At 29.6% G+C, this 12,580-nt stretch carries 16 protein-coding genes and 1 pseudogene; 3 read left to right on the top strand and 14 right to left on the bottom strand.

Translation table 11 applies throughout. The features are described from left to right. A pseudogene (locus ACTB1H_RS07185) lies at positions 1 to 260 on the bottom strand (AI-2E family transporter); the annotation flags it as partial. Positions 261 to 280: 20 nt separating this feature from the next. Continuing rightward, complete coding sequence (locus ACTB1H_RS07180; RefSeq protein WP_463262161.1) at positions 281 to 787, bottom strand: N-acetyltransferase family protein; 507 nt, start codon at positions 785 to 787, stop codon at positions 281 to 283. Positions 788 to 934: 147 nt separating this feature from the next. Between ACTB1H_RS07180 and ACTB1H_RS07175 the strand changes: the two genes are divergently transcribed. Continuing rightward, positions 935 to 1,462, top strand: a complete 528-nt coding sequence (locus ACTB1H_RS07175; RefSeq protein WP_463262160.1) for an HdeD family acid-resistance protein — start codon at positions 935 to 937, stop codon at positions 1,460 to 1,462. A gap of 53 nt (positions 1,463 to 1,515) precedes the next feature. Here the strand turns inward: ACTB1H_RS07175 and ACTB1H_RS07170 are convergent, their stop codons facing one another. Then, a complete protein-coding gene (locus ACTB1H_RS07170; protein WP_463262159.1) occupies positions 1,516 to 1,767 on the bottom strand; it encodes a PTS system mannose/fructose/sorbose family transporter subunit IID in 252 nt (83 codons plus the stop codon). Positions 1,768 to 1,821: 54 nt separating this feature from the next. Between ACTB1H_RS07170 and ACTB1H_RS07165 the strand changes: the two genes are divergently transcribed. Next, positions 1,822 to 2,040, top strand: coding sequence for a hypothetical protein (locus ACTB1H_RS07165; protein WP_463262158.1), 219 nt, complete (start codon positions 1,822 to 1,824; stop codon positions 2,038 to 2,040). Positions 2,041 to 2,110: 70 nt separating this feature from the next. Here the strand turns inward: ACTB1H_RS07165 and ACTB1H_RS07160 are convergent, their stop codons facing one another. The 3 genes from ACTB1H_RS07160 to ACTB1H_RS07150 all read right to left on the bottom strand — a co-directional run bounded on the left by ACTB1H_RS07160 (position 2,111) and on the right by ACTB1H_RS07150 (position 6,692). Further along, a complete protein-coding gene (locus tag ACTB1H_RS07160) occupies positions 2,111 to 3,559 on the bottom strand; it encodes an aminoacyl-histidine dipeptidase (RefSeq protein ID WP_463262157.1) in 1,449 nt (482 codons plus the stop codon). A 422-nt stretch (positions 3,560 to 3,981) separates the two neighbouring features. Beyond that, entirely contained in the window at positions 3,982 to 5,517 is a 1,536-nt protein-coding gene (guaA, locus tag ACTB1H_RS07155; protein WP_463262156.1) for a glutamine-hydrolyzing GMP synthase, read from the bottom strand. Further along, on the bottom strand, positions 5,517 to 6,692 hold the full coding sequence (locus ACTB1H_RS07150; protein ID WP_463262155.1) for a class I SAM-dependent methyltransferase: 1,176 nt from the start codon (positions 6,690 to 6,692) through the stop codon (positions 5,517 to 5,519). The genes guaA and ACTB1H_RS07150 overlap by 1 nt, the downstream gene beginning before the upstream one ends. 321 nt (positions 6,693 to 7,013) lie before the next feature. Here ACTB1H_RS07150 and ACTB1H_RS07145 point away from each other — a divergent pair, with 321 nt between their 5' ends. Then, positions 7,014 to 8,354: an ISNCY family transposase gene (locus ACTB1H_RS07145; RefSeq protein ID WP_463262154.1), complete on the top strand. Its 1,341-nt coding sequence runs from the start codon at positions 7,014 to 7,016 to the stop codon at positions 8,352 to 8,354. Positions 8,355 to 8,664: 310 nt separating this feature from the next. Here ACTB1H_RS07145 and ACTB1H_RS07140 read toward each other — a convergent pair whose 3' ends face one another. The 8 genes from ACTB1H_RS07140 to ACTB1H_RS07105 form a co-directional block, all read right to left on the bottom strand. Then, positions 8,665 to 9,204, bottom strand: a complete 540-nt coding sequence (locus ACTB1H_RS07140; protein ID WP_463262153.1) for an NAD-dependent protein deacylase — start codon at positions 9,202 to 9,204, stop codon at positions 8,665 to 8,667. Between the two features lie 318 nt (positions 9,205 to 9,522). Further along, positions 9,523 to 9,705: a hypothetical protein gene (locus tag ACTB1H_RS07135; protein ID WP_463262152.1), complete on the bottom strand. Its 183-nt coding sequence runs from the start codon at positions 9,703 to 9,705 to the stop codon at positions 9,523 to 9,525. A gap of 152 nt (positions 9,706 to 9,857) precedes the next feature. Further along, positions 9,858 to 10,022, bottom strand: coding sequence for a hypothetical protein (locus ACTB1H_RS07130; protein ID WP_463262151.1), 165 nt, complete (start codon positions 10,020 to 10,022; stop codon positions 9,858 to 9,860). Between the two features lie 17 nt (positions 10,023 to 10,039). Beyond that, on the bottom strand, positions 10,040 to 10,276 hold the full coding sequence (locus ACTB1H_RS07125) for a hypothetical protein (RefSeq protein WP_463262150.1): 237 nt from the start codon (positions 10,274 to 10,276) through the stop codon (positions 10,040 to 10,042). A gap of 400 nt (positions 10,277 to 10,676) precedes the next feature. Beyond that, entirely contained in the window at positions 10,677 to 11,222 is a 546-nt protein-coding gene (locus tag ACTB1H_RS07120) for a hypothetical protein (RefSeq protein ID WP_463262149.1), read from the bottom strand. Positions 11,223 to 11,287: 65 nt separating this feature from the next. After that, positions 11,288 to 11,581, bottom strand: coding sequence for a hypothetical protein (locus ACTB1H_RS07115; RefSeq protein WP_463262148.1), 294 nt, complete (start codon positions 11,579 to 11,581; stop codon positions 11,288 to 11,290). 309 nt (positions 11,582 to 11,890) lie between these two features. Then, complete coding sequence (locus tag ACTB1H_RS07110; RefSeq protein WP_463262147.1) at positions 11,891 to 12,037, bottom strand: hypothetical protein; 147 nt, start codon at positions 12,035 to 12,037, stop codon at positions 11,891 to 11,893. 62 nt (positions 12,038 to 12,099) lie between these two features. Beyond that, entirely contained in the window at positions 12,100 to 12,225 is a 126-nt protein-coding gene (locus tag ACTB1H_RS07105) for a DUF4349 domain-containing protein (protein WP_463262162.1), read from the bottom strand. Positions 12,226 to 12,580 lie beyond the last annotated feature (355 nt).

Raw genomic sequence — 12,580 nt, 5'->3', positions numbered from 1 at the left:
GCTCTTTTAAACTTTGTATTTTCCTGATTTTTTAATGCTTTATATAACATTTTGACTTCTATTAACCTTACTAATAAGTTTGCTAAGTAAGCAATTGCAAAGCCAATTATAAAGGGTTCAAAGACTTTTATATATCTATTTATTGAACTCAAAAACAAACCAAATTGAGAAATTATCATATAAAAAATTATACTAATAATAATTACAATGACTGAATAAACTGAAATTGTGGTATATTTCTTATTCCATTCAACTTTCATATTACCCTCCAAATTTGAATTCAGAAAGACTTTGCTAAATCAACTAATTTTTCATCGCACATCCTATAAACTGTCCATTCATCCATGGGTATTGCACCTAATTTCAAATAAAAATCAATTGATGGTTTGTTCCAATCCAAACACCACCATTCAAATCTGCCACACCCTTCCTCAATTGCTATCTTTGCTAAATAAGCTAGAAGAGTTTTCCCTATTCCTTTCCCTCTCATTTCTTCTCTTACATATAAATCTTCTAAATAAATCCCAGGTTTACCTAAAAAAGTCGAAAAATTGTAAAAATATAGTGCAAATCCTACTTCTTCTCCATTATATACTGCAAATATTACTTCAGCTTTATTTCTGTTAAATATGGAATCTTCAATTATTTCTTCGGTCGCAACTACTTGATCAAGCATTTTCTCATAATCAGCTAACTCTTTAATAAACTTTAAAATTAAAGGTACATCTTCTCTAGTAGCTTTTCTTATATATAACCCTTCGATTTTCGTCTTTATTAGTTCTTCCATTAGATCACTCTCCAAAAAAATAAAATCTTAAGAATTTTCTAATCTGATTATATCACACAGAATCATCCATATCATAGATATAGTTTATTTGTTTTTTTTTGGTATTTGTGGGTAATAATTCATATATAAAAAAAGGAGGCGATAGAATTGAGCAGAAGAAATATTATTTATATAGTCGGTGGACTTATTATGATAGTTGCGAGCATTTTTGCATTTGTAAATCCCTTAGCGACTGTGACTACTTTAGCTATGATAATAGGAGCAGTTAGCGTTGTGCGGGGAGTAATGATGATTATTGCTTATTGGAATTTGAAAGAAGAATTTAGCTTCAGATCGAAATTTATGTTGTTTTTTGGTATTGTATTAACTTTGTTTGGTATATTATTATTGTTTAAAACCGAATTTGCAATAAATATATTGACTTATGCTGTTGCAATTTGGTTTATAGTAGAAGCAATTCAAAATTTCTTCTCAATCGGAATTTATAAAAAATTAAGTCCAGCTGTTTACACTACTTCACTAGTTATGAACATTTTGCTCTTATTATTTGGTTTGTTGTTGCTTTTTAATCCTTTTATTACTTGGATCACAGTTTCAGTTTTGATAGGTTTAATATTGTTGATAGCAGGATTAAATTACTTTGTCTATGGAATAGTAAATAGAGATGGGATATAGTTTCATACATCCCATCTCTATTGTGATTTTTATATTGATTTAAATAGAAATTTTTACATAACACCTAAAAGTACCATTACAAATGCAAAACCTAGTATCCCTAATAGTAGTTTATTAGTTGACCATCCCTTCTTATCTACAAGGAAGTAGCTTATTAAAGCTATAATTAAAGGCATAAGATTAGGCATTATTTTATCAAATATTTCTTGTATGCTAATAACCATATCGCCAGCTTTATATTGTAATGCTATTGGAGCTTTTATTACTGTTGAAGCAACTCCGCCTATTACTATTAATCCAACCATTGTGAAATTTAAGAAGCCGCTTTTTATTCCTTGGTCACAATCGTGTTTTCACAATTGTCAAAGATTACAACAGTATATTTAACTAAAGGTTTTAGCGGTTATGATTTAACAGTACTTCCATTTATGGTTGTTGGTGGCATACTTGGAGGACTTATAGGAAGCCATCTTAATAATGCTTTTGAGGAAAATAAAATTGAAATTGTCTTTAATTGTATAGTAGTATTCATGTTCATAGTTTGCATGGTCAATATTGTAAATGTATTAGTAATATAAAAATTCCCAAGTAAATAATCTAATTCAAATGATTAGGTTATCTACTTGGGAATTGTGCATTAAGCTATATTTATTTTAATTCTCTTAATAGTTCACATAAATATTCATATACTCTTTGAGCTGAAGATATCGAAGCTCTTTCTTCTGGAGTATGAACTTTTTCTAAATCTGAGCCAATTGATATAATATCCATATCTGGATACTTCTCATTAATTACACCACATTCAAGTCCTGCGTGAATAACTGTTGTTACCATATCTTTTTTGTACATTTCTTTAAACACTTTAACTGCTGTATCCCTTAATTTAGAATTTGGTTTGTATTCCCATTTAGGATATTTATTTACAATCTTGTAGTTTGCATTGTTCTTTTCTATTACTGAAACAATCTTAGCTCTGAGGTCATCCATTGATTTTTGAGATGAAGATCTCAGTGAAATTATCATAACAAATTTGTCATCTTTAGTGTCAATTCTCGCTAAATTATCAGAGCTTTCAACAATTTGAGGGTTATCTGGAATCATTGTAAATACTCCAGTAGGAATATCCCTAATTAAATTTATGATCGCAGCAGTATTATCCTTAGACAATATTTTCTTTGCATCGACTAATTTATTCACTGTTATGACAATATTACCTTCAATGCCTTTGTTTAATTCTAAAACTGTTGATTTTATTTTATCTAACGCATTATCCACTGTTTCAGCATCAGATTTTCTTATACCTATCTTTGCTTCTGTTTCTCTTGGTATAGCATTGTCTTTTGTTCCACCATGTATTTCAATCAACCTCATGTCAGCTACTTTAGATATTTCTTCGAGAACTTGATTTAAAACTTTATTTGAATTGCCCTTTGGCTTGTGAATTTCTATACCAGAGTGTCCACCAACTAGTCCTGTTACTTTAACTGTATATTCAATGTATTCATCGCTATTTTCATAGTTTAGTGGAAGTTCAACTTCAATAGTCTCTCCTCCAGCAGAACCCATAGTGAGAATGCCTTCTTCTTCTGAATCTAGATTTATATATCTTCTTCCTTTTAAAACTTTGTCTGATAGATTTATTGCGCCATCCATGTTAACTTCTTCTGAAACTGTTACTAATAGTTCTATTTCAGGATGCTCAAGAGTATCGTCTTCAATTAATGCCAATCCCATCGCTACCCCTAATCCATCATCTGCTCCCAAAGTAGTTTTATTTGCTTTAATCCAGTCTCCATCTACAATTAATTCAATAGGGTCTTTAGAAAAATCATGAGGCGAATCGGATTCTTTTTCGCACACCATGTCCATATGACCTTGCAAAACAACTCCTACTGAATTTTCATATCCCTTTGTAGCTGGTTTTCTAATAATGATATTAAGATGGTCATCTTGTATTGTTTCAAGTCCAAGCTTTTCTCCAACTGATTTAAGATAGTTGCTCACTTCTCTTTCGTGATAACTGCATCTAGGTATTTTGGTTAATTCTTCGAAATAATAAAACACCCTTTCTGGTTTTAATCCTTCTAATACTCTCATCTTATCCCTCCCATAAATGAGAAAATTTAAATATTTTACATAAATAATTCTATTTTCCAATTAATATTATATACTCTTATATTTATATAAACAATATATACAAATGTATGTAAATACTATTAATACCATAAGATTAAATTAAATGATAATGTTTGTTGATAATCTATTTATATTAAATAAATGATTTATCGGTCTCTTAAAGTGTTAGATTTTTTTATCTTTTAACATAATCTGCTTAACAAGTGTTCCTTTACTACATTCCATTTAACTATTAAATTTCAAATAAACATCTATTTCAAATGATAAAGCAAAGCATGAGATAAACTATACAATAAGAGATATGGTGGAATGGATAAATTCCAAAAAATGATTTGTTAAAAAGACCTAAAATCTATAAATTGAATAGACTTTAGGTCTTGATTTTATTCCCACTCTATTGTTGCAGGTGGTTTATTGGTGATATCATATACTATTCTATTTACATGTTCTACTTCGTTTACAATTCTAGAGGAGATATGCCCAAGTAACTCCCATGGGATTTGTGCAAATTCAGCAGTCATAAAATCTATTGTTTGAACTGCTCTTAAAGCGATTGTATAATCGTATGTTCTACCGTCTCCCATTACTCCAACGCTTTTTATATTTGTCAATACTGCAAAGTATTGGTTAATACTAGACTCTATACCCGACTTCATGATTTCTTCTCTAAAAATAGCATCAGCTTCTCTTAAAATTTCTAACTTTTCTTCTGTAACTTCACCTATAACTCTTATTGCGAGTCCCGGTCCTGGGAATGGTTGTCTAAATACCAAGTGATGAGGTAGTCCCAATTCAAGTCCAACTTTTCTCACTTCGTCCTTAAAGAGATCTCTTAGTGGTTCTATTATTTCTTTAAAGTCAACATTTTCAGGCAATCCACCTACATTGTGGTGGCTCTTTATAACTGCTGAGTCTCCTACTCCACTTTCTATGACATCTGGGTATATAGTGCCTTGTACAAGAAAATCAACTTCTCCTATTTTTTTAGCTTCTTCTTCAAACACTCTAATAAATTCTTCCCCAATTATCTTTCTCTTTGTCTCTGGATCTGTTACTCCTTTTAATTTCTGCAAAAATCTATCCTTAGCATCTACTTTAATGAAATTCAACTCATAATTTTTAGCAATTGCTTCTTCTACTTCTTTAGCTTCATCTTTTCTTAACAACCCATGATCTACAAATATACATGTCAACTGATTTCCAACAGCTTTGCTTACTAAAACACTTGCCACAGATGAATCTACTCCACCTGATAATGCACATAATACTTTCTTGTTCCCTATTTTTTCTCTTAACTCTTTTATTTTGCTTTCAGTAAAAGCACTCATTTCCCATGTTCCATTTGCTTTTGCTACATTGTAAAGGAAATTAGATATGATTTTTTCTCCTTCTTCAGTATGCAACACTTCAGGATGATATTGCACAGCATATATCTTCTTCTCTGCATTTTCAAAAGAAGCAGTTTTGCAGCTATCAGTTTTAGCAGTTACAACAAATCCTTCTGGCAACCTTTCTACATAGTCAGTGTGGCTCATCCAACATACAGATTTCCTTTTGACATTTTCATATAGCTTTGATTCTGCAATGATCTCTAATTCTACTTTTCCATACTCTCTAGCTAAAGCTTTCTTTACTTCTCCGCCTAAAGAATATGCTATTAATTGAGCACCATAGCAAATTCCTAAGATTGGAATGCCTAAATTGAAAATCTCTTCGCTTATTTTAGGAGAATTCTCTTCATATACGCTATTAGGCCCACCTGTAAATATAATAGCTTTAGGATTTAGTTCTTTTATTTGCTCTATGTTTGTAGTATGAGGAACTATCTCACAATAGACTTTTAAATCTCTAACTCTCCTAGCTATCAATTGATTGTATTGTCCGCCGAAATCAATAATTAAAACTAACTCTTTTTCCATCAACTTTCCTCCACATTTAAAGTTTTATCAATATATTCATCAATGAATATCCTGTCTAAATTCCATGTTTTTTTATATTCATTTATTTCTAAGAACTTTTTATGATCTACTTTGTTACTTTTTTTAATTGCTCTAATCATTATATTCTTTGGTGTATGCTCCATATCGATAAACTCTAGCATGTTTACTTGATAGCCATATTTTTCGAGATACAACCCTCTGAGGCTATCTGTTACTAGTGAATTTAATCTCTCTTTTATAATACCATGTTTAAGCATTGGCATTAACTCAATGTTATTAATTTTATCAAAAAGCTCATGTTGGCAACATGGCACAGACAATATGACTTTTGTATTCCATTTTATAGCATTTACCAAAGCAATGTCAGTAGCTGTATCACAAGCGTGCAAGGTAACTACAAGATCCAAATCCCCTTCGAATTTATAGTCTTTTATGTCGCTGCAGATAAATTTAAGTCCATTATATTTTAAATTGTCTTTGACTTGATTGCAGTAGTTTATAACATCCTCTTTTAAGTCTAGACCGACTATATTAGCTTCTACATTTTTAATTTGAGTTAAATAATAATAAAGTGCAAAAGTTAAATAGCTTTTTCCACATCCAAAGTCTACAATTTTTAATTTCTCTTTGCCATCGAAGTTTTCAAATATATCATTTACTATTTCAAGGAATTTATTTATTTGCTTAAATTTATCATACTTCTTCTTATATACTTTCCCATTCGAATCCATTACCCCTAAGAGCATTAAAAAATCTATTTTCTCTCCGTCTTTTAATATATAGTTTTTTTCTCTATTGTGTTCTTTGTTTACTTCAAATGTAGCATCATTTATTTTTTTTACTTTAAACTTATTTTCGCTTGTCTTTATTAATTGGATTTCTCCTTGTACGGTTTTAAAAAGTCCTTGTCTAAAATCAAATCTCAATAAGTCGATAAACTTGTTTATGGAATCTTCAACACTGAGGTTTTCATGTACTACTTTATTGTCAATAAAATACTCAAATTGATATTTTCTTACCCCTTTTATTGTCACAGGTTTTATGTTTACTTTGTTGTAATTAGCATTGCTTCTTTTTTCTTTATCGCTCAATATAGCTTTGCTGAGTTTATCTTCTTCTATTAATTCCTTTAATATCTCCATTGCTTTTTCCATTGCATCACCTATATTAATTTTGATAATACCTCTCCTATCTTTTCTCTAAAAATAAAATCTGCTCTGTTGTCATATGGGGTTTCGTCTTTATTGATCAGTATCAATAGCTCCCCCTTAAAGTAACTAATTAGTCCTGCTGCTGGATAGACATTTAAAGAAGTTCCTCCAACTATTAACATCTTTGCATTTGAAATATATTGTATACTTCTTTCTAGTATAGAAGTGTCAAGAATTTCTTCATATAAAATGTAGATATTCTATGATAATGTCATATTAAATTTATTCTGATAAAATGTCAGTATGAGAGAGGAGATATTTAATATGACTCAAAAAGAAATATCTAGACTTAGAGTCATCAATCAAACTATTGATAGAATATTAACCATTCGTGAAGCTGCTGAGCTTTTAAACCTAAGTGAACGCCAAGTATTAAGGTTAAAGAAAGGGGTTGTAAATGAAGGACCTGCGTTCATTATCCATAAAAATAGAGGTAGAAAACCTAAGCATGCTACATCGGATGAAACTAAAGATTCAATCATCAGTCTTAAAAAAACAAAGTACGAGGAGGCTAATTTAAAACATTTTCAGGAATTATTAGATGAACATGAAGATATTAAAGTTAGCTATTCTACTGTTCATAGAATTTTGACTGATGCTGGAATTAAAAGCCCTAAAAAACATCGCAAGCGCAAAACACATCATAGAAGAAAAAGAAAACCTCAAAAAGGTATGTTGGTACAAATTGATGCTTCTCCACATATGTGGATTATTGGCAATGATTCTTTTCACCTTCATGGTGCTATTGATGATGCTACTGGTGAAATCCTAGCTCTTTATTTTACTCCTAATGAGTGTATGGAAGGCTATTTTGAGATAGTTAGACAAATTATCTCAAAACATGGTATTCCTATTAGCCTTTATTCTGATTCTCATACTATATTTGTATCACCTAATAAAGGAAAATTATCTGTTGAAGATCAATTAGCTGGAAAAACTGTTAATTTAACTCAATTTGGTAGAGCTATGGATGAACTAGGAATTAATATCATTATTGCTAGTTCCCCACAAGCTAAGGGCCGAATTGAAAGGCTATGGGAGACTCTACAAAGTAGATTGCCTGTTGAATTTAAAATTCATGGTATTACTACTATGGAGGCTGCTAATGCTTTTTTAGATGAATTCATTAATGAATATAATGAAAAATTTAGTGTCTATCCAGAAAATCCTGAATCTGCTTTTAGACAACTGGATTCAAATATTAATCTTGACTATATTCTTTGTATAAAAGAAGAACGTATGATTATTGAAAATGCTGCTTTCTCTTATGGTGGTAAATATTATCAGCTTATGATAAATGACAAAATATCTAATGCATTACCAAAGACTAAATTAACCGTTTTAACTAGCAATAAAATTGGAGTCAAGGCAATGTATTCAAATGTGGTCTATGATACAAAGGAGTTAGATGAACGACCTAAAAAAGCAATTTCTAATCAGCCTAAGAAAAAGATTAGCCAGACTAAACCACCTAAAGATCATCCTTGGAGAAACCCTTATAACGAAAAAACCATACCCTATGTGGAGAAAAGTCTGTATGAAACAGATACAGAAATCGACGAGATCTTAAAAAGATTGTTCAACTCCACTAGAGCATGGTTATAAAGAGATCACACTCTTTAGAATATCATACTCATTTTAAGGCTCTTTTTCAAGGGTTTGTTTTCCTATGCCTATTTTAAATCATAAATTCACAGACACCATTATTTAAGCGTTTATGCCGCAAGAGCCTATTGATATGGGGTGGATCCCTCTGGTAAAATCTCGAGGCGAAAAGCCGCCTATTATGATACATTCCCGTCATAAGTTATTGCCCAGATGGATCAGAGGACTCATGTCAATAGGACTGTGGAATTAATACGGTTGTTATGTTCTAAATGTTGGTGACATTTTCATTGAATAAAACTCTATATTATTAGGTGACATTTTCACTGACTATTGACAGAATTTCTTCATATAAAACTACATCTGGTCGCACAATACCACCACATTTTTCGCATCTTGGAATACATTGAGATTCTAATATAAAATCTAGAGAATAATTTTCATTGCAATTTATGCAATGGTTTCGGTGTATTGAGCCATGAAGTTCCAAAACATTTTTTGCACCTGCCATTTGGTGCAATCCATCTATATTTTGCGTTATCACTGCTTTTAGTTTCCCCATCTTCTCTAACTTCGCAAGTGCAATATGTGCCTTATTTGGTTTCGCATCTTTATATATCATATTGTGCTTATAAAAATCAAAAAATTCTTCAGTGTGATTTACAAAAAATGTATGACTCAACATGTATTCTGGAGGATACTTATAATCTCCCTTTTTATATAAGCCATCTGCAGATCTGAAGTCCGGTATATTACTTTCTGTTGATACTCCAGCGCCTCCAAGAAATACAATATTAGAGCATTTCTCAATATGTTTTCTTAATTTCTCTATTGAGTTATCTCCATTCATTATATCATCTCCTTCTGGCTTTATTATATTTTATCATATTTTATTTAATAAAGTTTATGAATTGACATCGAGATATATCATAATATAATTATAGACCAAACAAAAAAATATAGAGAATGATCCTAAAATCTATAAAATGTAATCAATAGAATACAAAATAAAAAGGATATTCTCTATTGGCTCTAATAAGAGTGTTTCTACAATTGCTATTTTGTTTTTTCTTTTGATGACTTAGTTTGTTGTTTTTATGTAATAAAATTCATCTTTCATCCTTAATTATTTAATTTACACAGAATATTTTACAGTCTTTAAAAATTATTATTTGTTTTTTATTTTTTTAACAGTATAGTCAGCCATTCCGACGCTTACGATAAATGCAATTACCAAACAAACCAAACTCATAATATTAGTGAATATACTTATTGATGCGTTTCTAAAAACCAAATCCAATAAAAAGAATAAAATAACAAAGTATACTATTGTGAAAAGAAGCATAAGCATATGCTTGTCACCTCCCTAAGTAATCTTCCGTTTTTGTAAACTTAAATGAAAATTGTGGACTCCAAGCTTCCTATAGAATAAAAATAGATCTTGTCAACTAACTTATTTATACTAATTACCATTTAAAAACTTTTTTACCAAAATCAAAAATATCATTTTTTTCTTGATGGTATATTATTAACCATATAGCTAACTGTTAATATTGATAGTAAACTATCCCTTAATAAATCTCCTGAACCACCAAATATAAGTGATAATATACTAATTAATATAAAGCTAAAAACAGCAATCGTAATTAAATATTCTCCAGTACTCATAATCAGCTTAATCTCCTTTACTCAATAATAATAATTTTCATGCCAGCATATCTCTGCCACTCTTTATTAACTGACTCATAGTAACAAATAAAACCACCATTACTAATCCTTGCTGATCTAGATAAGTCAAATTGCATATAATTATGATTATAAGACATTATTACCTTTGTACTAGTACTACCTAGTTTATTTAAATAAACTGTCACTCTACCATTATATGTATGATATCTGGTTATTCCAACTTGACCATTCACTGAAGAATTATCATTAACATTAAAACAAACCCCATTATTATCTTAAAGCCGCTTAGTAATGTATGCATTAGAAGGTGTATGGTTCCCCTGCGTTATCTACATACCCAGTTTAATTTCCTAAATTATCCCATGTCTTTCAATCCCCATAACTTTCTACAGGTTTAATTACATATCTTAATAATATTTCTATTTGTCTTGAATTTGCATCATTACAATATTTTTTAAAAATATAAAAAGAAAAAATTTTTAAAAGAAACTAAAAAGCAGAAAACATTACGCACTTTTAAAATATCATAAAATCCTGAAACCCATTATAAGTACTAGAGTCCCAGGATTTTTCTTTTTTCCAACTGTCAAAGATGAGATTATACTTTTAGCTACTATTGTTATATCTTATTTGTTATTTTTTATCAAACAAGTTTTTAAATTCTTCCAAATCAACATATTGTATACGTCGCCCTTGCTCAGTATCTACCATATCTAATAAGATATGTATTTCCTTTTCATCATTTTTATTCTCTACATTTGTAAATTTTATCTTGGCTGAATAAGAATCTGAATCATTAATTTTTTTAATTTCTTCAATACTGTATTTGACTTCTTTATATTCTTTTAAATATAAATTTGGTAATAATCTGTTCTGAACTAATCTTTCAATTTCTTCTGCTGTTAAAGTTTCTTCCCATGCTTTCAACCAAGAATCATCATCTAAATTATTTAACTTTTCTAGATCTATTTCATCTTTACCTAATATAATCATTTCTGCATCTAATTTTTGAATTAAATTTTCCCAATCTTCTTCAGAATAATTAAATTGTTCAAAATATGAATTTAAAAAACTCTCTATTACCTCTTTATCTTCATCGTTAGTATTTGTGCATGATGTCAAAAGGATAATAACTAATAAATTTACTAGAACTATGGATATTATCTTTATTTTTCTCATATTTTAGTTAGTGCCTCCTTTACCTATAAAAAAACTTGCAATATTGAACTTTTGAATCATTTGCCTTACCAAGCAGCACCACCATTGAAAACAGTTTCTCTTAAACCATTATTATTTACTCTAATTAATTTCCCCCAACCACTACTTAGCATTTCATGATCTCTTCTCCCTGGACAAACACCATAAACAGTTGGATATATGTTAGAAATATGATTTATGTATATAGGTAAAATTTCCATTTTTATCTCATCAATTTTAAATTCTGTAAGTTCTATTTTGCTATATTCGTCTCTTGAAATTAATTCTCTCGTATTCCCAAAAGCAAAAATAGTAAATGTAATAACAAACAACAGCGACATACCAAATCATCTCGGTACTCTTTTAAATTTCATTGGAATCACATCCTCTCATTTTTTAGAAGTTTTCTCCTCTCAATCAATATCATATATTTTTTTGTCAGAATATGTATTGTAATTTCTATAGCATGCGTTTTCTAGAGTATTATGATATACTGTTATTGTTTTTATATATTAGCTTAGTGATAATGATCAAGCACATATTTACTGCCTTTTATTATGCTAAGCCCACTTTTAATCAAATAGTTCCGTTTCCTGCTGTGTATATGTCTTTTGCTATATTCATTTCATAGACTTCGTCTATATATATTGCTACCTCTGTCCATAGTTATTCAGGTTCCATCTCTCCAACTGAATCAATAATGCTATCAAGGCTACCTCCACCTTCGAGAATTTTATTAAATTATTTTCAATTTCGCACTTAACTTTTTCTGCTATTAATTGCATAATGTCATTCATAGAGAATATCCTCCTTTTTTGTAGTTTAGAAGATTACATTATATTAAATCGAGAATTATTCTCTATATTTTTTTATTATTTCTTCTTAATGTCTCTAAGACTTTTATTCTCGATTCAGTATCTTTATAATATTTAGTAACATCTTGTTTAGAAGTATATTTATTAGTTATATTCCCACTGTCGCTAATGATTGAATAATTATGAGAGAGAAAAATATTATACTCAACTTTTTAAAATATTTTATAAAAACTCATATCCCTTTAGTCATTATAACATTAAATTACATTAAAATGAAAAAAAGTAGTTACAATATAATCACGCTTAAATTATTTTCATACAATGTTTATAATATTCTAAAAACACCCAAATTCTAATTGAAAATTCCTCTAGAGGAAATATGTAATAACCCTATGACGATTCATAAGGAGACTAAAGGATGATAAGTGTAAATGTCAAGATAAGAATGTACGAAAAGTGGAAAATAATTATGTACAAAAAATATCCTAAGAGACTTCAGAATCCTTCATAGAATTATTATCTAAA

The sequence above is a fragment of the Soehngenia sp. genome (assembly GCF_055108775.1).
This window is presented reverse-complemented; position numbering and strand designations above follow the sequence as displayed.

Excerpts from the sequence above, each read along its gene's own strand:
- ACTB1H_RS07140 (WP_463262153.1), bottom strand. The coding sequence starts at position 9,204 with ATGAATGGAGATAACTCAATAGAGAAATTAAGAAAACATATTGAGAAA.
- ACTB1H_RS07135 (WP_463262152.1), bottom strand. The coding sequence starts at position 9,705 with ATGCTTATGCTTCTTTTCACAATAGTATACTTTGTTATTTTATTCTTT.
- ACTB1H_RS07120 (WP_463262149.1), bottom strand. The coding sequence starts at position 11,222 with ATGAGAAAAATAAAGATAATATCCATAGTTCTAGTAAATTTATTAGTT.
- guaA (WP_463262156.1), bottom strand. The coding sequence starts at position 5,517 with ATGGAAAAAGAGTTAGTTTTAATTATTGATTTCGGCGGACAATACAAT.
- ACTB1H_RS07170 (WP_463262159.1), bottom strand. The coding sequence starts at position 1,767 with ATGGTTGGATTAATAGTAATAGGCGGAGTTGCTTCAACAGTAATAAAA.
- ACTB1H_RS07150 (WP_463262155.1), bottom strand. The coding sequence starts at position 6,692 with ATGGAAAAAGCAATGGAGATATTAAAGGAATTAATAGAAGAAGATAAA.
- ACTB1H_RS07145 (WP_463262154.1), top strand. The coding sequence starts at position 7,014 with ATGACTCAAAAAGAAATATCTAGACTTAGAGTCATCAATCAAACTATT.
- ACTB1H_RS07130 (WP_463262151.1), bottom strand. The coding sequence starts at position 10,022 with ATGAGTACTGGAGAATATTTAATTACGATTGCTGTTTTTAGCTTTATA.
- ACTB1H_RS07180 (WP_463262161.1), bottom strand. The coding sequence starts at position 787 with ATGGAAGAACTAATAAAGACGAAAATCGAAGGGTTATATATAAGAAAA.
- ACTB1H_RS07160 (WP_463262157.1), bottom strand. The coding sequence starts at position 3,559 with ATGAGAGTATTAGAAGGATTAAAACCAGAAAGGGTGTTTTATTATTTC.
- ACTB1H_RS07115 (WP_463262148.1), bottom strand. The coding sequence starts at position 11,581 with ATGTCGCTGTTGTTTGTTATTACATTTACTATTTTTGCTTTTGGGAAT.
- ACTB1H_RS07110 (WP_463262147.1), bottom strand. The coding sequence starts at position 12,037 with ATGAATGACATTATGCAATTAATAGCAGAAAAAGTTAAGTGCGAAATT.